Source organism: Caballeronia fortuita (assembly GCF_001544835.2).
Classification (GTDB): domain Bacteria; phylum Pseudomonadota; class Gammaproteobacteria; order Burkholderiales; family Burkholderiaceae; genus Caballeronia; species Caballeronia fortuita.
On the sequence record NZ_FCNX02000006.1, the window covers coordinates 64,849 to 85,959 of the forward strand.

Genomic DNA, 21,111 nt, shown 5'->3' on the forward strand with positions numbered 1-21,111 from the left:
TCTGGAGACCACGAAAATGAAACTGAACCATCTGAGCGCCGCGCTTCTGGTCGCATGCACGTTCGCGAGCGGCGCGGCGCTTGCCGCCGACACGCTGCGCTTCGGCCTCGAGGCGCAATATCCGCCGTTCGAATCGAAATCGTCGACCGGTGAGCTGCAAGGACTCGATATCGACGTCGGCAATGCCGTTTGCGTCGCCGCGAAGATGCAGTGCAAGTGGGTCGAAACCTCGTTCGACGGCCTGATTCCCGCGCTGCAGGGCCGCAAGTTCGACGCGATCAATTCGGCGATGAACGCGACCGACCAGCGCCGCCAGGCGATCGATTTCACGACGGTCGTGTATCGCGTGCCGACGCAGCTCATCGCGAAAAAAGGCAGCGGTCTCGAGCCGACGACGGCGTCGCTGAAAGGCAAGAGCGTCGGCGTGCTGCAAGGCTCGATCCAGGAAACCTTCGCGAAAGCGCATTGGGAAAACGATGGCGTCAAGGTCGTGCCGTATCAGGATCAGAATCAGGTCTACGCCGATCTGAAGTCGGGCCGGCTGGACGCGACGCTCGTGCTCGCGCCCGCTGGACAGAGCGGTTTCCTGTCGAAGCCGGATGGCGAAGGCTTCGCGTTCGCGGGCGCGCCCGTGCGCGACGACAAGATTCTCGGCAGCGGCATCGCGTATGGCGTGCGCAAGGGCGACGACGCGCTCAAGGCCAAGCTCAACGCGGCGATCGACAAGGTGAAGGCGGACGGCACCATCGACAAGTACGCGAAGAAGTATCTGGGCGACATCGATATTTCGACGAAGTAACGAAGACAGGCGCGCGGCGATGCAGCCGCGCGCCAGCGGCATGAAAAGCTCGAATGGCGTGAATACGCGTCGATAGATCCGTCGTATCTCTTCGGAACGGACCGCCATGCCGTTCGGCCAAGCAGCTTTTTTTGAGCGCAGGCACACTGGCGGATCGATCTTTCTCGGCCGGGAGCCGCATGAGCACGCCGTCGATGTCCAAGCCCGCTGCCGCGTCGCCGCCTGCGCCCGCTCCGCTCGCGGGCGGCCAGCTCGTCCTCGCCACGTTCGCGGTCGCGCTCGCGACGTTCATGAACGTGCTGGATTCGTCGATCGCCAACGTCGCGATTCCGACGATCTCCGGCAACCTCGGCGTGTCCGTCAACGAAGGCACGTGGGTCATCACGGTGTTCGCGGCGTCGAACGCCGTTTCCATTCCGCTGACCGGCTGGCTCACGCAACGGCTCGGGCAGGTGCGTCTGTTCGTCGGCGCCATCCTGATGTTCGTGCTGTCGTCGTGGCTGTGCGGTCTCGCGCCTAATCTGCCGGTCCTGCTGCTCGCGCGCGTGTTGCAGGGCGCCGTCGCGGGGCCGCTGATTCCGCTGTCGCAGGCCATTCTGCTCGGCTCGTATCCGAAGGAGAAAGCGTCGATGGCGCTCTCGCTCTGGGCGATGACCGCGACCGTCGGCCCGATCGCCGGACCTGCGCTCGGCGGCTGGATCACCGATAGCTACTCGTGGTCGTGGATCTTCTACATCAACATTCCGGTCGGCATCTTCGCGGCGGGCGTGACATGGATCATCTATCGCGGGCGGGAATCGCCGACGCGCAAGGCGCCGATCGACGTGATCGGCCTTCTGCTGCTCGTCTCCTGGGTCGCGTCGCTGCAGATCATGCTGGACAAGGGCCGCGACCTCGACTGGTTCTCGTCGCCGCTGATCGTCGTGCTGGCGATCGTCGCGGTCATCTCATTCGCGTTCTTCGTCGTGTGGGAATTGACGGACCCGAATCCGGTCGTCGATCTGCGGCTTTTCGCGGGGCGCAATTTCTTCGGCGGCACGGTGGCGATTTCGGTCGCGTATGGCGTGTTCTTCGGCAACCTCGTGTTGCTGCCGCAATGGATGCAACAGTATCTGAATTACCGTTCCATCGATGCCGGGCTCGTCACCGCGCCGCTCGGCATCTTCGCCGTGATTCTCGCGCCGATCATGGGCAAGGTGCTGCCGCGCAGCGACGCGCGGATCATCGCGACGGCGGCGTTCGTCGGCTTCGCCTTCGTCTTCTGGCTGCGCTCGAAATACGTGATCGAGATCGACACGTGGCATCTCGTCTTGCCGACGCTGCTGCAAGGCATTCCGATGGCGATGTTCTTCGTGCCGCTCACGGCTATCGTGCTGTCGGGCTTGCCGCCGTCGAAGATTCCGGCAGCGGCGGGTTTGTCGAATTTCGCGCGGGTGTTTTGCGGGGCGGTGGGGACGTCGCTCGCGGGCAATGCGTGGGATAACCGCATCGCGCTGCATCACGAGCGGCTGACCGAGCAGGCGAATATCTACAATCCGGCGTTCTTACAGTCGCTAGGGCTGACGCAATCGACGCTCGATGTGAGCGAAGCGCAGGCGCGCGGGATGTTCAATTTCACCGTCAACTCGCAAGCCGCGATGATGGGGCTCAACGATATCTTTCTGATCTCGGCGGTGATCTTTATTTTTATCATTCCGCTGATCTGGATTACGAAGGTGGCGAAGGGCGGCGGTGGCGGGGCGGCGTCGGGGGCGCATTGAGGGTGCGCGCGGTTTTTACCCGGGCAGGAAGCCTTCTTCCAGAACCGATGACATCGGCCAGGGGCAAGACGCCGGAAAATCGGCGAAGCCGATACGCGTTTCGTTCGCCGCCTGTTCGCGCGCATCGCCCCACATATCGGCGATCCAGTCCTCCTCGGCAAGCATCGGCCTCAGACTCGGCGTTTTCCTCAGCCGCCGCTGAATGGCAGCGCGCTGCGTCAGGATGGTGTTCGTCCAGCTATGGGTGCGCCGCTCCGGCTGAAACTTCCACTTCAACAAATGCGCGAGCAACACCGCCATCCTGCCCGCAAATTCCCTCTGCTCGCTCTTGCCCACGTCCTCGATTTCCTCGGCAATATGCTCGATATCGATGGACGCGAATTTCCCCGCCCGCAGCAGCGCGGCCTGTTCCCAGGCCCACGCCACCACGTCCTTCTCATAAGGTGTTCCCATCGGCTGACTCCCGTTCTCTTCATCGTTCCCGGTGTCGCCGATATTAGTTGGCATTCTTTTATTCATGCAGATCGTCCGTTTGGCCAACGCGCGTCACTTCAAGCCCAGTTCCACGCGCGAACCCGCTCCCTTGTCCTTGATGTCGTCCGCGCTCATCTTCGGCGCGACGACGAAAATCCGCTTGCTGTCGATCTTGCCGTCGAAGTACTCCTGCACCGCCTGCGCGCGCCGCTGCGCCAGATCGCGCAACGATCCCTCGTCGACCGGCGCGTTCTTCGTCAGCGCGGCTTTCATGTCGGCGTCGGGTATCGACTTCGTCATGCCGATGAAGTTCGTCGGCTTCTTGAAGTCCGCCGACTTGTACGCCTTCGTCAGATACTTCTCGTAGTCCGCATCCGATATCTTGATCGCGTTCCAGTCCACGTTTTCGCCATTGCTCGACATGTCGCGCACCTTCGCGCGCTTGACCTGGCTGTCGAGCCACGCGGCACGCAGCGCCGGCTCGTCCGTCTTCGGATCGACGCGCCCCGTCACGTCGAGCCGCACCGAAGGCTTGTCGACCAGCGCCTTCGCGATCGTATCGAGCTTCTTCTGCGCGGCATCGTTCAAGGTCGCCGAGCCTGCATCGAATTCGATGTAGTTCAGATCTTCGCCGCTGCCACCGCCGAACGCGTGCGCGAGAAGCGTGAACGGCGCGGTCACCGCCTTCTGCACCAGATTCACGATCGCCTGCCACACGAGGCCGCCGATCGAAAACTCGGGATTATCCAGCGAGCCGGAAATCGGAATGTTGACATCGATCTCGCCGCGCGAGTTCTTCAGCAGCGACACCGCGAGCCGCACCGGCAGCTTCGTCGCCGTCGAATTGTCGACGTGATCGCCGAACGTCAGTTGATCGATGAACAAATGGTTGTTCGCCGTGAGCTTGTTGTCGGCGAGCATGTAATGCAGATCGACGTTGAGCTTACCCTTCGTGATCGGATAGCCCGCATATTTCGACGAATACGGCGTGAGGTTCGTCAGTTCGACGCCGTGCGCGCTCGCGGTCAGATCGAGCGCGGGCTTGTCGATCAGCGGATTGACCTGCCCTTTGATCGACACCGGCCCGTTCGCCGCGAGTTTCGCCGATACATCGACGGGCGCGGGCGTCGTCGATTGCGTGCCGAATGCGCCGATCGTGCCGTTGATCGCGACGAGATTCGCCGTGTAGTTTGGCTTGATGAAGTTGTCGGTGTAAGTCACGCGGCCGTCCTGCAACACGAGTTGGCCGAACCGCATGTTGACGGGTGGCCCCGACGACTTCGCCGCGCCCTTTACCGGCACGCTCGCATTCGCCGCGACCGGCGCGGACGCGCCCTCTTCCTTCGCCTTGTCGCGCGTCACCGATTGCGGCCCGCTCTCGTTCGCGACCACGCTCTTCAGGTTCAGCCTGCCCTGCGCATCGAGCAGCACGCGGCCGTAGAACTTCGCGAAGGTCACGCGCGCCGCGTCGATATCGGTGCCGCGCTCGCCGTAATTTACCTTGACGTTGGTAAGTCCGAGCAGCTTCCAGCCCGCGAAGCGGTCGGAGGTCGCCTTGTCGAGCATGCGCACGTCCGACAGCGACACATCGCCCTTATAGGACGCCGCAAGCGTCTTGCCGCTGCCCGACATCGCGACGTCGCCGTTCGCGTTCAGATACGCGCTCGTCACTTCGATGTTGAGCTTGTCGCCGAAATACGGCTCGAATGCGGAGGCATCGACCTGATCGCCCTTCACGTGCAATGCGAGCTTGAGCGGCGCGACCGTGACGTTGCCGCCGATCGCAAGCGCGCCGCGGCCGTTCAGCGTGAGCTTGCCGTCGACGGCGAGCGGCTTCGCCAGATCGTCGCCGAACTGCTTCACGTTGAGCGCGAGCGGCGCGATGCGCAGCTTGACCGGCTTCGACGTGGTTTCGTCGGTGATATTGGCCGATGCATCCGCAAGCGAGATGTCATCGATCCGATAACGCCACGCCGGACCCGCCGCCTGCGCCTTCTGGATCTTGCGCGTCGCGGTCTGCTCGGGCGCGGCTTCGTGCGTGGCGCCGAGCGCAGCGAGATCGATACTGCCGTCCTTGCGGCGCGTCGCATCGAGCGCGAGGCCGTTCAACTGCACGCCGTCGATCGCCGCGTTGCGCGCCGAGACATCGACCTTGGCGATCTTCGCCACCGCCGACGCGAGCTTGACCGGCGCGCCGCCGCCCGAGTTCGGAACGAGCGTGAGCGCATCGAGCTTCACGTCGCCCGCGCCGACCTGTACGCCGCCGTCCGGCTTGCTCCAGTCGACCGACACCGGCAGATTCGCGCCGAGCGTCCCGCTCGTCACCCGCGCGGCGACCATGTTCGCGAGATAAGGCTGCAGCGGCGGCAGCGCGAGCGCGTTCAACGTGAGCTTCGCGTCGGCGGTTTTCGCGGCGAGCGACACGTTGCCCGACGCATCGAGCGCGCCGCCCTTATCGAACGCGGTCTTGAGCGCGTACTTCGCGGGCGTTTTGCCGAGCGTCGAGAAACCGTCGAGCGTCACGGCGACGCCGGTCAGCGCGCCCTGCACGCGCTGCTTGAGCAACTGGTCGTCGAGCGCGATCCTGCCGCCGTCGATGGCGAGATGGCGGATCGACAGGTCGAGCGGCGGCGCTTCCTTCTGCGCTTCCTTCTGCGCTTCCTTCCCGGCTTCCTTCTTTTCGGCCGATGGTTTCGGCGCCGGACCGGCCAGCTTCTGCACGTTCAGTTGCCCCGCCGGATCGCGCGCGAGATGCACATCGGGATTCGAGAGCGTCACTTCGTCGAAGTGATACAGGTCGCGCAACGGCTCCGCGTTCGCGATCTTCACATGCAGCGCGCGAGCCGCGACGAGCGGCGCGTTCGCCTTGTCGGTCACCGCCAGATCGGCGAGATCGGCGGTGCCGTCGATGCGGATCGTCGGCGTATCGCCCGAGATCGCGAAGTTCACGTTGAGATCGGTCGAGAGCTTGCCGCTCTTCACCGCCACGGGCACCGACGCCGGCGCATACGACGCCATCTGCGGCACGTCGAGGCCGTCGAGCGTGAGCGCGATCTCCGATTCGCGCGACTGCGCAAACGGCTTCGTGCGGCCTTTGATAACGAGCGGCGAACCGTCGATGCGCGCCTGTAACAGCGGCGTCACGAAGATATCGGTGGCGGACGGCAGCGTCGCGATGAACGGAATGCCGAGCGCGAACCGGTCGATGACGTGCTTCGCCTTCAGAAGCCTGTCGTCGAAGGTGATCTGGCCGTTCTCCAGGCGGATATTCGACACCGAAAAGCGCGCGGGCTTATTCGAGGGCGGCGACGACGGCTTTGAGAATTTCGCGATCAGATCGGAGAAATTGAACTGCTCGCCGTCGAAGCGCACGACGCTGATGCGCGGCGAATCGATCTTCAGTTCGTTGACGACCGGCGCGAGCCTGAACACCGACGCCCACGACGTACGCACGATGAGCCGCGACACGTCGACGAAACCCGCCGCCGCGCCCGGCGCCTTCGCCAGATTCGCGGGCGATTCGCCGATATGCACGTTGTCGGCTTCCACATCGAGCGTATAGGGATTGAGCGAAATGCGCCCGATGCTGACGGGCCGGTCGAGCTGCGCCGAAAGCTGCTGCTCGGCGATATGCCGGATGAGCGGCGGCGCGGCGAAAAATCCGAGCAGGCCGATCACAATTATCGCGATCAGCAATCCGATGAAGATGCGCCGCGTGCGGCGCGCATGCACGACGCCGCGCAGCGTCTGGCCGGCGGAGGCGAGAGATGACCTGGTGATGCTTGACATTCGATGCGCGGCGACGAGCCGCCGTCCCCGGAAAGTTGATGCCCGAGTATACGACGATGCAGCCCGCAAACGTTCGCCAAAGCGCGCTTCAAAAGCGCGAAGGCCGCGAAAAAATCGCGGCCTTCGCTTTCTGGTTCTGGCGCGTTCGCGCGCCGCTCACTGCCGCTGGACGGGCGGCGGCGCCCACGAGCCGTCGCTTGCCTGGGGCTTGGGCGCATAAAGACGCATCGCGAGCTGGAACTCGCCTTCGGGCGCAGGCAGCCAGTTCGCGCTTTTCGCGCGGCCCGGCGATTTCGCCGACACGATCACATCGACGGAGCCATCGCGGTTCTTCTTCAGCCGGTCGCGATCGGAAAGCGACAGGCGCGGCAGCTTCGCATCCGCGAGCGCGCCGTCCTTCGTGTACGCGGTGAGCGTCCAGAAGCCGCGCACCGGCGGCAACTGCTCCGGCGCAAAGTGCAGCGTGTACGCGTTCGTCCCGTTGAGCGCGTGGCCTTCGCTGTCCACGTGCGCCACCGGCTTCACTTCGCCTTCCTTTGTGCTCGTTGCGGTCTGCCGGCGTGCAAGATACGCCCGCAGCGTGTAATCCATGCCGTACACGCCGACGCCATCGCCGAACCAGGTCCAGCCGTTCTTCGTGATCGCGTTCGGCGGCACCGTCGCGAGCCGCTCGCGCGCATCGGCAAGACCGGAATCGAGCAGCGGTGCGTCCGTCTTCTTGAACTGCACCGGCTCGCCCGGCTTTACGCCGAGGTCCGCGAGCTGGCTCATCGCGTGGCTGTCGTCGGCGGCGGCGGGATTGTCGTCGAGCGAGCGGGCGAGGCGCGCGAAGAACGCATTGGCGTCGAGCGCCTCGGCCTGCGCGCCCGGCGCGACGGTCGCGAGCGCGGACGGCAGCGGCGGCACCGCCGGCTGCTGCGCGCCATTCGCGGGCCACGCGCCGGCGACTGCCGGCGTCGTATCGGCGGCCGATCCCTTCGCGGGCGTCAGCGTGTCGATACGCATCGCGGTCTGCAGCTTGCGCGCGTCGCGTACATCGCGCGGGCCATTCACGCGCACGCGCACCGAAAGCCACACGTAACGCGTGCGCGTCTCCACGCGCGTCGCGTTGGCGGGCAGCGTGCCGGTCCAGCCGGCGGGCACGAACGCGATCAGCTGCATCTTCGGATACGGCGTCGTGTCGGCGCTGGAATAGAGCGCGTTGGTCCACGCATCGAATGCGCGTGCGTCGAGATAACGGCCGCCCGGCGCGGCGGGCAGCGTGACGATGACGGGATCGGCGGAGACATCGAGCCAGGCCGTCGATTCGAGCGTATCGACGCTCGGCCAGCCCGTGGCGCCCGCCGGCGGCAGCGCGCTCGCGTGACGGAACGTGTTGAGCGGCGTCTGTCCGGCCTGCCCGGGCTGTCCAGCGCGGCCGCTCGCACGCTCGCGCGCGATATCGGACGCAACGAGCGGAAAGCCGAACGTATAGGCATCGGCGACCTGGTTCTTCACCCAGCCCGTGGTGGTCGGTTTCAGTTCGGGCGGCTTGGTCGCGCAGCCCGCCAGGACCGCCATGCCGGCAAGACTCACGCTCATCCAGATCGCGGTATTGAGCGGGAGCGTCCAGCGTCGGTTGTTCTTCATTCGAATGGAAATCCAGTTCTTCTTTCGATTTGGGTTCGCTCGCGCGCCAGCCGACGCCGCCTCGAATCCCCCGCGCGGCGTGCTACGAGCAATATCTCGAAATTCGGGTTTTAACTTATCCGCTGACGATAGGCAAGTTGAAGCGCGCAAAAGCGCGACGGCAGCCGGAAGAATGCACCAGTTGCCGCTCAAAAGCACTGAATGACGCGCCTTTCGTCCTTCAATAGTCGATTGCGCCAGCATTCTACGATCCCGCCTCACGCGTTTCCCGCGACGGCACTCCGCGCTTGACCTTCCAATCGCTGGAAGGTCGATAATCGTTTCATCAGGAATCGTCGCGATTCCGGCCCGATTGGAGCGTTGCACCATGTCCACAGCATCAACCGAGCGACCGCGAACGGCGGAACTGGCCGTGAGCGGCATGACGTGCGCGTCGTGTGTCGCGCGCGTCGAGAAAGTGCTCAAGCGCGTGCCCGGCGTCGAGAGCGTCGCGGTCAATCTCGCGACCGAGAAGGCGACGGTGCACGCGAACCGCGGCGTCACCGACGATCAGCTCGTCGCCGCCGTCGCCAAAGCCGGCTACGAAGCCGCGCCTATTCAGCCCGATGCCGCGCCCGCCGCCGCGCCGCCCGCGTTCGATCGCGAACTCGCGTCCGTGTTCGCGTCCGCCGTGCTCACCGTGCCGCTGCTCGCGCCGATGTTCGGTCTCACACTCGAGCCGTGGCTGCAGCTCGCGCTCGCGAGCGTCGTGCAGTTCGGCTTCGGCGCGCGTTTTTACGCGGGCGGTTATCGCGCGGTGCGGGCGTTCGCGGGCAATATGGATCTGCTCGTCGCGCTCGGGACGTCGGCGGCGTGGGGTCTGTCGGTCTATCAGATGTTCGCGCACGGCGGCATGACGGCGCATCTGTTCTTCGAGGCGTCGGCGGTGGTCATTACGCTGGTGCGCTTCGGCAAGTGGCTGGAAGCGCGCGCGAAACGCCAGACGACCGACGCGATCCGCGCGCTCAACGCGCTGCGGCCGACCACGGCCCGCGTGCGCGACCGCGACGATCCCGCACGCGAACGCGAGATCCCGCTCGCGGACGTGCGCATCGGCGATATCGCCATCGTGCGGCCGGGCGAGCGCGTGCCCGTCGACGGCATCGTGCGCGAGGGCCGCACGCACATCGACGAATCGCTGATTACCGGCGAAAGCCTGCCGGTGGCGAAGGAACCCGGCGCGCGCGCGACCGGCGGCTCGATCAACGGCGAAGGCGCGATCGCCATCGAGACGACGGCGATCGGCGCGGAAACGACGCTCGCGCGCATCATCCGGCTCGTCGAATCGGCGCAGGCGGAGAAAGCGCCGATCCAGCGGCTCGTCGATCGCGTGTCGGCTGTCTTCGTCCCGGCGATTCTGGCGATCGCGCTCGTCACGCTCGCCGGCTGGCTGTGGCATGGCGCGGGCGCGGAAACGGCGCTGCTGAACGCGGTCGCGGTGCTCGTGATCGCGTGCCCGTGCGCACTCGGCCTCGCGACGCCGACCGCGATCATGGCCGGCACCGGCGTCGCGGCGCGTCAGGGCATTCTCATCAAGGACGCGCAGGCGCTCGAACAGGCGCACGCGATCAAGATCGTCGCGTTCGACAAGACCGGCACGCTGACCGTCGGACGTCCGAGCCTCGTCGCGTTCGAAGCGGCGCCGCGGCAGGATCGGAACGAAGCGCTCGGGCTTGCCGCCGCCGTGCAGCGCATGAGCGGGCATCCGCTGGCGAAAGCGGTCGTGCCCGCCGCGAACGATGCCCCGCGTTTCGAAGCGAGCGGTGCACGCGCCGTCGCCGGGCGCGGCGTGGAGGCGAAAGTCGGCGCGCGGCGCATCGCGATCGGCAGCGCGCGCTGGGTCGCGGAACTCGGTGCGGACGTGCCGTCGTCGCTTGCCGCACGCGCGAAAGAATTGGAAGCGCAAGGCAACACGATCTCGTGGCTGATCGAAGACAACGAAACCATCCTTGCGCTCCTCGCGTTCGGCGACACGATCAAGCCGACGGCGCGCGCCGCCATCGAACGGCTCGCGCGCATGGGCGTGCAGAGCGCGCTCGTCACCGGCGACAACGAAGGCAGCGCGCAAAGCGTCGCGCGCGTGTTGGGCATTCCATTGGATCGCGTGTTCGCGCAAACCTTGCCGGACGACAAGGCGCGCGTCGTCGCGCAACTGAAGGCGTCGAGCGAAGGCATCGTGGCGATGGCCGGCGACGGCATCAACGACGCGCCCGCGCTCGCCGCCGCCGATATCGGCATCGCGATGGCGAGCGGCACCGACGTTGCAATCGAAGCGGCCGGCATCACGCTGATGCGCGGCGATCCGGCGCTCGTCGCGGACGCGATCGACATATCGCGGCGCACGTATCGCAAGATTCAGCAGAATCTCTTCTGGGCGTTCGTCTACAACCTGATCGGCATTCCGCTTGCGGCATTCGGGCTGCTCGATCCGATGTTCGCGGGCGCGGCGATGGCGTTTTCGAGCGTGAGCGTCGTCACGAACGCGCTGCTGCTGCGCACGTGGCGCGCTCAGGCCGGCGCCGCCGACGACGAAGCGCGCGCCGGCAAGCCGATCACGCGGCCCGCGTAACGCGCGTCCTTCAGCGCGACGGACGCTTCGGCGGCGATGCGCGCGGCGATGTCTTCATCGAACGATGCGGACTTCGGCGCGCCGCTCGAATCGATGTGCATCATCATCTGCTCGCACGCGGACACGGGCTCGGCGGCATCGCCTTCGAACATCTCCATATAGAGGTGCACACGCTTTCTGTCATGCGCGACGACCCGCGCCTCCACGCGCACCGCCGCGCCCTCCTTGATCTCGCGCAGATAGCTGACGTGCGCTTCGAGCGTGTAGAGCGTGCGCTGGCGCGCGCGGCGGCCCGCGTCGTCGAGACCGATGCTGTCCATGAACGCATCGGTCGCGAGGCTGTAGATCAGCATGTAGAACGCATCGCGCAGATGGCCGTTGTAGTCGACCCATTCGGATTTGACCGTGTCGCGATAGATCATCTTCGTTCCTTCAGTCTTCGATGCCGTGGCGCGCTTTCGCCTGCGCGATCGCCTCGATCACGCTCGCGATGCAGTCGTCGCGATAACGTTCGAGTTCCTTGATGCCGCGCCCGTGCGTCTGTTTCGATGTGCCGTCGACGACGCGGTCGATGAGTTCGTCGGTGAGTGTCGGCGCGACGAGCTTCGTCCACGGCAGTTCGAGCGCGGGGCCGAATTGCTGCATGAAGTGTCGCATGCCGGCTTCGCCGCCCGCTAGCGTGTAGGTGAGGAACGTGCCCATGAACGACCAGCGGATGCCCGCGCCGTAGCGGATGGCGTCGTCGATTTCGCCGGTCGTCGCGACGCCGTCGTTCACGAGATGCAGCGCCTCGCGCCACAGCGCTTCGAGCAGCCGGTCCGCGATGAAGCCCGGCACTTCCTTCCTCACGCGCAACGGCCGCATGCCGATGGACGCGTAGAAGCTCATGGCGGCGTCGATCGCTTCGCCCGATGTCGCTTCGCCGCCGAGCACTTCGACGAGCGGCAGCAGATACACCGGATTGAACGGATGGCCGACGACGCAGCGCCGCGGGTTCACGGCGCGCGCGTAGAAGTCGGTCGGCAGAAGGCCCGACGTCGACGACGCGATGATCGCATCGGGCTTCGCCGCGCGGCTCACGCGTTCGTGCAGCGCGAGCTTGAGTTCCTCGCGTTCGGGCGCGCTTTCCTGGATGAAGTCGGCATCGGCGACACATTCCTCTACCGTCTCGACGAAGCGCAATCGTTGCTGCGACGCGCCTTGCGCCAGTCCGGCGCGTTCGAGCGCGGGCCATGCGTTCGCGACGTTCGCGCGCAGTTGCGCTTCTGCGCCGGGCGCGGGGTCCCATGCGGTGACGTCGAGTCCTGCGCCGAGCGCGCGCGCTACCCAGCCGCTGCCGATCACACCCGCGCCGAGCGCGGCGAATTGCTTGACTTGCATGTCGTCGTGTCCTTTCGTGTTTCGTGTTCAGGCGAATTGTTCCGCGATGCGTTTTTCCAGCGGGCGTTCGCCGCGCGCCGGGAGACCGAGCTTCTTGCGGCCTTCGGCGGGCGTGAGCGCGCGTGCGCCGAGGCGTTCGATGATTTCCACCGCGCGTTGCACGAGCGCGCCGTTGCTCGCATGGACGCCACGATCGAGCCACAGGTTGTCTTCGAGGCCGACGCGCACGTGACCGCCGAGGAGCATCGCCTGCGCGACCATCGGCATCTGCATGCGGCCGATGCCGAAGCCGGCCCAGTGCGCGCCGGGCGGCAGGTTATCGACCATCGCTTTCATGGTGCCGGTGTCGGGCGGCGCGCCCCACGGAATGCCCATGCACAGTTGAAAGAGCGGCGGGTTGTCGAGCAGGCCTTCTTTCAGCAGTTGATTGGCGAACCAGAGATGACCGGTGTCGAAAATTTCCAGTTCGGGCTTCACGCCGAGTTCCTGGATGCGCTTTGCGCCGGCTCTAAGTTGCGCGGGCGTCGATACGTAGATGTAGTCGCCATCGCCGAAATTGAGCGTGCCGCAGTCGAGTGTGCAGATTTCGGGCAGCAATTCTTCGACGTGCGCGAGCCGCGTCAATCCGCCGACGAGGTCGGTGCCTTTGCCGAAGCGCATCGGGTCTTCGCCCGGGCCGATTTCGAGGTCGCCGCCCATGCCGGCTGTCAGATTGATGATGACGTCCGTGTCCGATGAGCGGATGCGGTCGACGACTTCCCTGTAGAGCGCCGGGTCGCGGCTGCCTCTGCCGGTCTTCGGATCGCGTACGTGGCAGTGGGCGACGGTCGCGCCCGCGCGGGCCGCCTCGATCGCTGCTTCGGCGATTTGCTTCGGCGTCGTGGGGATGGCGGGGTGTTTGCTGGTCGTGTCGCCAGCGCCGGTTACTGCGCACGTTACTATCACTTCGTAGTTCATTTTTTCTCTCTCGCTTTTCTTTAGGGTTCCTGTGTTTGTTTCTTGCTTGCGGTTTCGTTCGCAGTTTCGTTCTCGCTTTCGGTGAATCCTGATTTCGCGTCGGTCTATTTGCACTGCCCCTGTGCGGGGCGGCAGTCACTTTCTTTGCTGCTGCAAAGAAAGTAACCAAAGAAAGCAGCTTTTCACGCCCGCGGTCACACGCACGTTGGGTAGTCCTCTCGTCCTCCGTGGCACTCGCCTAACGTGTGCCCTCATCACAATAACCGGGCTTGGATCGCGCACGGTCCGTCACCTCGCGCCCCTAGCTCATCGGTTCAGCACCAAATAGCTCCGGCCCCGCTGCGCGGCCGACCGGTAAAGCAAGTCTGCGCGGGCTTCGCTACTGCGTGCCTCACTACTGCGTACTTCGCTACTGCGTACTTCGCTAGTGCGTGCCTCGCTAGTGCGTGCCTCGCTGCTATCGTCTTTATCTCACCGCACTTGCCGCCCGTTGGTTTCCCTTGCAGACCCGGCGGCAGCGCGTAGCGCTGTGCCGAAGCTCTTTCGTGCTGAACCAGCGCCTTCTAATAACTAGCTCGTCAGACCGTGCGCGATCCAAGCCAGGTTGGTCCTATGAGGGCACTCTTTAGGCGAGTGCCACCTAAGACGAGAGGACTACCCAAACTGCGTGTGACCGCGGGCTTAGAAAAGCTGCTTTCTTTGGTTACTTTCTTTGCAGCAGCAAAGAAAGTGACTGCCGCCCCGCACAGGGGCAACGCTAATAGACCACAAAGAAAACGGGATCCAGCGAAAACGAAAAACAGAAAACCCTCAAAGCCCCAAATACTGCCGAACGGCCAAAACCCCATCCTTCCCATCAAGAGTCTTCACGCCTGCGAGCCAGGCATCCAACACCTGTGGGTTCTGCTTGAGATAGGCTTTCGCCGCCTCCTGAGGCCGCTCCTTGTTCATCACCGGCTGCATCAGCCGATTTTCCAGATCCGTCGTGAAGCGGAGATTGGAAACGAACTTCCCCGCATTCGGGCATCGCGTCAGGAAATCCGTATTCGTCAGCGTATAAACCCGCGCTTCACCGTAATTCGGCCCGAATACATCATCGCCGCCGGAAAGGTAATTGATCTTCATTTGGATGTTCATCGGATGCGGCTCCCAGCCGAGAAACACCACCGGCTTCTTCTCGCGAATCGCGCGCTCCACCGTCACCAGCATCCCCGCCTCGCTCGACTGCACGAGCTTGAATCCGCCAAGCCCGAACTGATTCGTGTCGATCATCTTCTGAATCTTCGCGTTCGCGCTGCTGCCAGGCTCGATGCCGTAAATCGTTCCGCCCAGCTCATCGCGATGTTTCGCGATGTCCGCAAACGTCTTGATGCCCGCGTCATACGCATAGCTCGGCACGGCGAGCGTCGCCTTCGCGCCCGACAAGTTCGGCGGGTCCAGCTTCTCAATGCTCTTCGCCTCCAGAAACGGCTCGACCGCCTTCTGCTGCACCGGCCACCAGTAGCCCAGCGATACGTCGATCTGCTTGCTCTTCAATCCCGCGAGCGAAATCGGCACCGATGCCACCGTCGTCCGCGGCGCATAGCCGAGCCCCTCGAAGACAACCGACGCGAGCGCCGTCGTCGACGTGATGTCGGTCCAGCCGATATCGACGAAACGCACCGTGCGGCAACTCGCGTCTTCCGCGTGCGCCGCCTGTGCGACAGCCAACGCCGCGCACGCGCCGGCAAGAAGCAAAGAGGAAATCAGGCGTTGTCTCATGGCGAGTCTTCCGTTGAGAGTTGTATCGATGCGCCGGTTCGAATGCCGGCGTGCAATTAAAGTACCGCCGCATAAAGGCGCCCGAACGCCCGCGTGCGACCGTGAGTTGACTGCCTGCGACCTGTCGCGCCGTTCGCCGGCGCACACCCGCTCACACGCCGCCTGACGCATATTCGAAAAGTTTCATCTCGGTGTTAACACCCATTGAGATGAACAGTTGGGCGCAAAAGCGCGGTCATTGCCGCCATTCGGTATCCGAAGCATGACCGCCGCGCTTGCGCAACATCAATCTTTGCCGAAACGCCACGGTCTCTGTGGTTGGTCGCACATTGCACCGACTTCCGGCCGGGTAATGTGCGGGAAAGAGATAGCTTGTCTCGGCAGCGTCGCGGCTGAAAGAAACAGAAAGAAAAGCAGAACGCTTTTCTGTCATGGGGTTGCCAGCGATGCCCGCCGACCAGATAGCTGTTTGATACACGTCGTCCAAAACTAAGGTGCCTGGATAATGGACCGTCAAGACGCCATCCGAGAGAGCGCGCGAGTCTACACGCGCGAACCGCTTTACACGCCGTCACCCGAAACGATCGCCGCATCGCGCATGACCGCCTTCACGCAGGCTTTCGAAAAGGTCACGCACGAGCATTTTGCCGACTATCCGGCATTACACGCTTATTCGGTCCGTGAATATCGCCAGTTCTGGAAATGCTTTCTGGAATCCGCGCGCGGACTGGAATGGTCGGGATCCGATGAACCCGTCTGCATCGGCAACCGATGCGAAACCGCGCGGTTCTTTCCCCACGTCGAACTGAACTACGCCGAGAATCTGCTCGGCAAACGCATCGCGCCCGACGACGCCCCCGCGATCACCTCATGCTTCGCCGATGGCCGCCGCGTCACCTACACGCGCGGCGAGTTGCGCGAACGCGTGGTGCGGCTCGCGCAGGCGCTTTCCGCGCTCGGCCTGAAGGAAGGCGATCGCGTCGTCGCGATCATGCGCAACGACTGCGACGCGATCACCGCCGCCCTCGCCGTGACCGCGCTCGGCGCGACGCTCTCGACCGCCGCGCCCGAAAACGGCGTGCAGGCGATTCTCGACCGCTTCGCCCCGCTCGATCCGAAGTTCATGTTCGCGCACACGATGCAGCGTCCGTTCGACACGGGCGGGTCGCTCTCGGGCCACGTCGCCGCGGTGGCCACGCAACTGCCGTCGCTGACCGACATCGTCTGTCTCGACGACACCGAACTGCCGAGTTCGGTGACGCAGCGCCAGCACGAAATCCGCTCGCTGATCGCGCGCGGCGACGCAATGCGCTTCGCATGGAAGCGGTTCCCGTTCAATCACCCGCTCTTCATCATGTTTTCGTCGGGCACGACCGGCAAGCCGAAATGCATCGTGCACGGCGCGGGCGGCACGCTGCTCGAACACGTGAAGGAGCATCGGCTGCACAGCGACTTCGGTCCCGGCGACAAGCTCTTCTTCCACACGAGCTGCTCGTGGATGATGTGGAACTGGCAGTTGTCGGTGCTCGCTTCCGGCGTCGAGATCGTCACGTACGATGGACCTGTCGCCGCCGTCGACACGCTCTGGCGCCTCATCGCCGACGAGCGCGCGACCGTCTTCGGCACGAGTCCCGCCTACCTGAAGATGAGCGAGGACGCGGGCATCGAACCGGGCAAGCAGTTCGATCTCTCCGCCTTGCGCGCGATGATGTCGACCGGCGCCGTGCTCTACGACTCGCAGTTCGAATGGGTCTACAAGCACGTGAAGCCCTTGCAGCTGCAATCGATTTCGGGCGGCACGGACATCATCGGCTGCTTCGTGCTCGGCAATCCCAATCTGCCCGTTTACGCGGGCGAAGCGCAATGCCGCACGCTCGGCCTCGACGTGCAGGCCTTCGATCAGGGCGCGAGCACGATCATGCCGGGCGAACTCGTCTGCACGAATCCGTTTCCGTCGCGGCCGCTCGGTTTCTTCGGCGACGACGACGGCTCGCGCTTTCACAAGGCATATTTCGCCGCGAACGAAGGCGTGTGGACGCACGGCGACGTGATCGAGTTTTCGCCGCAAGGCTCCGCGCGTCTGCACGGCCGCAGCGATGGCGTGCTCAACGTGCGCGGCATCAACGTGAGTCCGGGCGAGATCTACCGCATCCTCAGCGAGATTCACGAGATCCGTCACGCGATGGTCGTCGCGCAAACCGGCGCCAATGCCGGCGATGCGGGCCAGCGCATCGTGCTGCTGCTCGTGCTGCGGCCGGGCGCGCAATTCAACGCGGCGCTCGCCGCGCGCGTGCGCCGCGACCTCACGCGACAAGGCTCCGCCGCGCTCGTGCCCGATGTGATCGTGCAGGTCGACGGCCTGCCCGTCACGCACAACAACAAGCCGTCGGAAGCCGCCGCGCGCGATGCCGTCAACGGCCTGCCCGCCCGCAACGTGTCGTCGCTCGCCAATCCCGAGTGCCTCGATCAGATTCGCGAACATCCGTCGCTCACGCGCGTGAAGCGCGATCTGCCCGCGCCCGGCCAGTCGGCGCAGGAGATCGAGGCGTATCTTTGCGCGCTCTGGGAGCAGCATTTCAGCTTTTCGCCGATCGGCCGCGACGACAACTTCTTCGAACTCGGCGGCCATTCGCTGCTCGCCGCGCGCATGCTCGCCGACGTGCAGCGCGCCACCGGCCGCACGCTGCCGCTCGCGACGATGATCCTCGCGCCGACCATCGCGCGGCTCGCGACCGTCCTCGCCGCCGATCCCAACGCGCGCGCCGGAGACTCGACGCTCGTGCAGATGCGCGCGGGCAGCGGCCGGCCGCTCTTCATGGTGCACAGCATCACCGGCTCGGTGATGGAGTGCCTCACGCTCGCGGGCATGCTGCAAAGCGAGCGGCCCGTCTACGGCCTGCAGGCGCTCGGCCTCGACGGCGACGCGGCCCCGCAAAAGAGCGTCGAAGAGATGGCGCGCGGCTATGTGCAGCGCATGCGCGAAGTGCAGCCGAGCGGGCCGTATGCGCTCGTCGGCTATTCGTTCGGCGGGCTGGTCGCATTCGAGATCGCGCAACAGCTCGTCGCGGCGGGCGAGAAGATCGAAATGCTCTGCCTGCTCGATACGTACATTCATACGCACTGCCTGCCCATCTCGCTGTGGACGCGTTATCAGGCGGGCGTGCTCGTCGAACGTCTGCGCGAGTTGCGCTCGCTCGAAGCCGGCGCGCGCTTCGGCTTCGTGCGCGGCAAGGCGGCGGCGATGACCAATCGTGTGCGCGGGCGCATGGGCAAGCAGACGCACAGGCAAGCCGACGATGTCGCCGATCTGCCGCCCGTGCTTCAGCGCGTGCGCGAGTCGATGCAGGCCGCGATGGCGACCTACAAGCCGCGCCGCTACGACGGCGGCCCGATCGTCTATGTGCGCGCGACGCAGCTCGACGAATCGCGCAGCGATCCGCTGCCGGTCTGGCAGCGCGTCGCGAAGCACGGCGTGCAGGTGATGCCGGTCGCCGGCAGGCACACCGATCTCGTCGTCGAGCCGCATCTCGCCACCGTCGCGCAGACGCTGACCAACGCGCTCGCACGCGCCTAGTAGCGCCTGGCCGCGCCTTTCGATCCGGCACCGAACCGGCCGCCCTACGGGGCGTGCCGGATTGCGCGCGTTTTTTGCGCTTGCTAGCGTGGACGGCTTGCTCATCGACCCGACTTTATCGATCGATCCGATGTCCGTTCCCCACGACTTTCATTTCCTTCTGCTGCCCGAGTTCTCGTCGATCGGGTTCATGTCCGCGATCGAGCCGTTGCGCGTCGCCAATCGCTTTGCGGGCGATCTGTATCGCTGGCATATCGTGAGCGTCGACGGCGGCCCCGTCGCCGCGAGCAACGGCATCACGCTCAACGCCGAATTCGCGTTCGATCAGGTGAGCGACGCGCGCACCGTGTTCGTCGTGTCTGGCTTCGAGCCGCTATCGCGCTACACGCGCGCGATCGGCGACTGGCTGCGGCGGCTCGATCGCGCGGGCGCGACGCTCGGCGGCATCGACACCGGCAGCTTCATCCTCGCGGAAGCCGGGCTGCTCGCGGGCAAGCGCGCGACGCTGCATTGGGAAGCGGCCGCCGCGTTCGCCGAACGTTATCCGGCCATCGCGACGAGTCAGGAGCTCTTCGAGATCGACACGCGGCGCATCACGTGCGCGGGCGGCACGGCGTCGATCGACCTGATGCTCGACGTCATCGCGCGCGAGCACGGCGCGGGCCTCGCCGCGCAGGTGTCGGAGCAATTCGTGCTCGGGCGCATCAGGCAGCGCTCGGATCATCAGCGGCTGCAGATCGCGGCGCGCTACGGCATCCATAATCGCAAGCTGATTCAGGTGATCGAGCTGATGGAGCAGCACATGGAGGAACCGCTGCCGCCGGATGCGCTCGCGGATGCCATCGGCGTGACGCGGCGTCAATTGGAGCGGCTCTTCTGCGCGTCGCTGAGGGACACGCCGACGCATTTCTATCTCGGCCTGCGCCTCGTGCGCGCGCGCGAGCTGCTTCAGCAGACGGACATGTCGATTCTCGCCGTCTGCGTCGCGTGCGGTTTCGAGTCGCCGTCGCACTTCTCGCGCACGTATCGCGCGCGCTTTCACACGAGCCCGCGGCAGGACCGCAGCGCATTGCGCGCCATCCCGTCCGCGCGGCTCGCGGCAGCTTAGAACGAATGCCGCATGCCGATACGCACGTCGGCCTGCGTATTCGACGACGAAGGCGTGAAGCTATAGCCGATGACCGCATCGATCGGACCGGACGCGCGCAGATAGTCGCCGGAGACATAGAGGTCCGTGCGCTTCGAGAGCAGATAGTGCAGCCCGAGCGAGCCCTGATTCCAGTGATTGCCTTCGAAGCGCGTGTGCTGATAGCCGCCGTACAGATTGAGGTCGGGCATGAAGCTGTACGACGCGCCGCCTTCGTACACCTGCATGTGCGATGTCTGGCCGAGGCCCTTGATCGTCGTGTACGTGAAGTTACCCGACAACATCAAATTGCCGATGGTCCACGCCGCGCCCACGGCAAACGCGCCTTGCTTGTCGACGGGAAAAGAGGTCGAGCTATAGAGATCGGTCACGGCGCCCGTCGCCGGATCGACGGATACGGTCGGCTGCCCGAGGAACGTGCGCGCGCCGATCATCGCGTAGGGATCGAACGCATAGATGCCGTTCGGGTTGTTGAGCTGCGTGTAGGCCGCACCGACGTTGAAGGTGTTCGCGGCGTAGTGCGCGCCCACGCTCCACGCGCTGTTGCGATGGAAGTCGCCCGCCTGATTGCCGAATGAATACATGCCGCCGAACGTGAAGCCGCCGAAATCGTTCGACAGGAACTTGATCGAGTTCGGCAGACGGTCGCCGTTCATGCGGTCGAAGTCGCCCTGGTGGATCGCATAGCCGCTCGCCCACGCCGAGATGTTGTACAGATAGACGAACTCCTCGGTCATGTCGAGCTGATTGCCGAGCGACACCGTGCCCCAATGGTTCTTGAGACCCACGTACGCCTGCCGTCCGAATTCCGAGCCGCCGAAGCCGAGTTGTCCGTTGCCGAGATGGAAGCCCGATTCGAGCACGAAGACCGCCTGCAATCCGCCGCCGAGATCCTCGGTGCCACGAAAGCCGATGCGGTTGCCGTAGGAGATGCCGTCGTCGAACTTGACGACGTGCGAGCCGCCCGTGTTGCTGACCCACGTGACGCCTGCATCGAGAATGCCGTAGAGCGTCACGCTGCTTTGCGCATGCGCCGCCATCGGCACGCTCGCCGCGCCCGCTGCGAACGCGAGTCCTGCGATCCTTGCGGCATGTCCTTGTCTCATGTGCTGATCCTTTGCTCGTCTCGTTGTGTACTACGTTGGATTGAATTGAATGAGCGATGAAGCATCGCGCCGACGTCGTAAAAATAAGGGTTCATATATGTCGCGGCTCGACCCGGTGCGACGCAAA

General features: G+C 64.8%; 14 protein-coding genes. 5 read left to right on the forward strand and 9 right to left on the reverse strand.

Going from position 1 to position 21,111, the window contains the following annotated elements:
- Nucleotides 1-16: 16 nt before the first annotated feature.
- Together AWB77_RS13095 and AWB77_RS13100 are read left to right on the forward strand one after the other, a co-directional pair.
- Nucleotides 17-799: an ABC transporter substrate-binding protein gene (locus tag AWB77_RS13095; RefSeq protein WP_061134875.1), complete on the forward strand. Its 783-nt coding sequence runs from the start codon at nucleotides 17-19 to the stop codon at nucleotides 797-799.
- Between the two features lie 179 nt (nucleotides 800-978).
- On the forward strand, nucleotides 979-2,559 hold the full coding sequence (locus tag AWB77_RS13100) for a DHA2 family efflux MFS transporter permease subunit (protein WP_061134876.1): 1,581 nt from the start codon (nucleotides 979-981) through the stop codon (nucleotides 2,557-2,559).
- A gap of 15 nt (nucleotides 2,560-2,574) precedes the next feature.
- Here the strand turns inward: AWB77_RS13100 and AWB77_RS13105 are convergent, their stop codons facing one another.
- From AWB77_RS13105 to AWB77_RS13115, 3 genes are all read right to left on the reverse strand, one after another.
- A complete protein-coding gene (locus tag AWB77_RS13105; RefSeq protein WP_061135125.1) occupies nucleotides 2,575-3,012 on the reverse strand; it encodes a DUF29 domain-containing protein in 438 nt (145 codons plus the stop codon).
- Between the two features lie 93 nt (nucleotides 3,013-3,105).
- Entirely contained in the window at nucleotides 3,106-6,822 is a 3,717-nt protein-coding gene (locus tag AWB77_RS13110; protein ID WP_061134877.1) for a DUF748 domain-containing protein, read from the reverse strand.
- A gap of 156 nt (nucleotides 6,823-6,978) precedes the next feature.
- Nucleotides 6,979-8,451: a DUF1254 domain-containing protein gene (locus AWB77_RS13115; RefSeq protein WP_061134878.1), complete on the reverse strand. Its 1,473-nt coding sequence runs from the start codon at nucleotides 8,449-8,451 to the stop codon at nucleotides 6,979-6,981.
- Between the two features lie 367 nt (nucleotides 8,452-8,818).
- Here AWB77_RS13115 and AWB77_RS13120 point away from each other — a divergent pair, with 367 nt between their 5' ends.
- A complete protein-coding gene (locus AWB77_RS13120; protein ID WP_061134879.1) occupies nucleotides 8,819-11,059 on the forward strand; it encodes a heavy metal translocating P-type ATPase in 2,241 nt (746 codons plus the stop codon).
- Here AWB77_RS13120 and AWB77_RS13125 read toward each other — a convergent pair.
- The 5 genes from AWB77_RS13125 to AWB77_RS35780 all read right to left on the reverse strand — a co-directional run bounded on the left by AWB77_RS13125 (nucleotide 10,999) and on the right by AWB77_RS35780 (nucleotide 15,674).
- Nucleotides 10,999-11,481, reverse strand: coding sequence for a thioesterase family protein (locus AWB77_RS13125; protein WP_061134880.1), 483 nt, complete (start codon nucleotides 11,479-11,481; stop codon nucleotides 10,999-11,001). The genes AWB77_RS13120 and AWB77_RS13125 overlap by 61 nt on opposite strands.
- 10 nt (nucleotides 11,482-11,491) lie before the next feature.
- A complete protein-coding gene (locus AWB77_RS13130; protein ID WP_061134881.1) occupies nucleotides 11,492-12,439 on the reverse strand; it encodes an L-carnitine dehydrogenase in 948 nt (315 codons plus the stop codon).
- A 27-nt stretch (nucleotides 12,440-12,466) separates the two neighbouring features.
- Nucleotides 12,467-13,396, reverse strand: coding sequence for a 3-dehydrocarnitine:acetyl-CoA trimethylamine transferase CdhC (cdhC, locus tag AWB77_RS13135; RefSeq protein ID WP_061134882.1), 930 nt, complete (start codon nucleotides 13,394-13,396; stop codon nucleotides 12,467-12,469).
- A gap of 810 nt (nucleotides 13,397-14,206) precedes the next feature.
- Nucleotides 14,207-15,157, reverse strand: coding sequence for a choline ABC transporter substrate-binding protein (locus AWB77_RS13140; protein WP_061134883.1), 951 nt, complete (start codon nucleotides 15,155-15,157; stop codon nucleotides 14,207-14,209).
- Between the two features lie 235 nt (nucleotides 15,158-15,392).
- Nucleotides 15,393-15,674, reverse strand: coding sequence for a hypothetical protein (locus AWB77_RS35780; protein ID WP_157694807.1), 282 nt, complete (start codon nucleotides 15,672-15,674; stop codon nucleotides 15,393-15,395).
- Between AWB77_RS35780 and AWB77_RS13145 the strand changes: the two genes are divergently transcribed.
- Nucleotides 15,663-18,731, forward strand: a complete 3,069-nt coding sequence (locus AWB77_RS13145; RefSeq protein ID WP_061134884.1) for an acetoacetate--CoA ligase — start codon at nucleotides 15,663-15,665, stop codon at nucleotides 18,729-18,731. The genes AWB77_RS35780 and AWB77_RS13145 overlap by 12 nt on opposite strands.
- 130 nt (nucleotides 18,732-18,861) lie before the next feature.
- Complete coding sequence (locus AWB77_RS13150) at nucleotides 18,862-19,839, forward strand: GlxA family transcriptional regulator (RefSeq protein ID WP_061135126.1); 978 nt, start codon at nucleotides 18,862-18,864, stop codon at nucleotides 19,837-19,839.
- Here the strand turns inward: AWB77_RS13150 and AWB77_RS13155 are convergent.
- Nucleotides 19,836-20,984 carry a porin gene (locus AWB77_RS13155; RefSeq protein ID WP_061134885.1) on the reverse strand — a complete coding sequence of 383 codons (1,149 nt, stop codon included), beginning with the start codon at nucleotides 20,982-20,984 and terminating at the stop codon, nucleotides 19,836-19,838. The genes AWB77_RS13150 and AWB77_RS13155 overlap by 4 nt on opposite strands.
- Nucleotides 20,985-21,111 lie beyond the last annotated feature (127 nt).

What these genes read in the sequence shown, in the direction of transcription:
- AWB77_RS13095 (WP_061134875.1), top strand. Translation starts at nt 17, where the DNA reads ATGAAACTGAACCATCTGAGCGCCGCGCTTCTGGTCGCATGCACGTTC.
- AWB77_RS13100 (WP_061134876.1), top strand. Translation starts at nt 979, where the DNA reads ATGAGCACGCCGTCGATGTCCAAGCCCGCTGCCGCGTCGCCGCCTGCG.
- AWB77_RS13105 (WP_061135125.1), bottom strand. Translation starts at nt 3,012, where the DNA reads ATGGGAACACCTTATGAGAAGGACGTGGTGGCGTGGGCCTGGGAACAG.
- AWB77_RS13110 (WP_061134877.1), bottom strand. Translation starts at nt 6,822, where the DNA reads ATGTCAAGCATCACCAGGTCATCTCTCGCCTCCGCCGGCCAGACGCTG.
- AWB77_RS13115 (WP_061134878.1), bottom strand. Translation starts at nt 8,451, where the DNA reads ATGAAGAACAACCGACGCTGGACGCTCCCGCTCAATACCGCGATCTGG.
- AWB77_RS13120 (WP_061134879.1), top strand. Translation starts at nt 8,819, where the DNA reads ATGTCCACAGCATCAACCGAGCGACCGCGAACGGCGGAACTGGCCGTG.
- AWB77_RS13125 (WP_061134880.1), bottom strand. Translation starts at nt 11,481, where the DNA reads ATGATCTATCGCGACACGGTCAAATCCGAATGGGTCGACTACAACGGC.
- AWB77_RS13130 (WP_061134881.1), bottom strand. Translation starts at nt 12,439, where the DNA reads ATGCAAGTCAAGCAATTCGCCGCGCTCGGCGCGGGTGTGATCGGCAGC.
- cdhC (WP_061134882.1), bottom strand. Translation starts at nt 13,396, where the DNA reads ATGAACTACGAAGTGATAGTAACGTGCGCAGTAACCGGCGCTGGCGAC.
- AWB77_RS13140 (WP_061134883.1), bottom strand. Translation starts at nt 15,157, where the DNA reads ATGAGACAACGCCTGATTTCCTCTTTGCTTCTTGCCGGCGCGTGCGCG.
- AWB77_RS13145 (WP_061134884.1), top strand. Translation starts at nt 15,663, where the DNA reads ATGGACCGTCAAGACGCCATCCGAGAGAGCGCGCGAGTCTACACGCGC.
- AWB77_RS13150 (WP_061135126.1), top strand. Translation starts at nt 18,862, where the DNA reads ATGTCCGTTCCCCACGACTTTCATTTCCTTCTGCTGCCCGAGTTCTCG.
- AWB77_RS13155 (WP_061134885.1), bottom strand. Translation starts at nt 20,984, where the DNA reads ATGAGACAAGGACATGCCGCAAGGATCGCAGGACTCGCGTTCGCAGCG.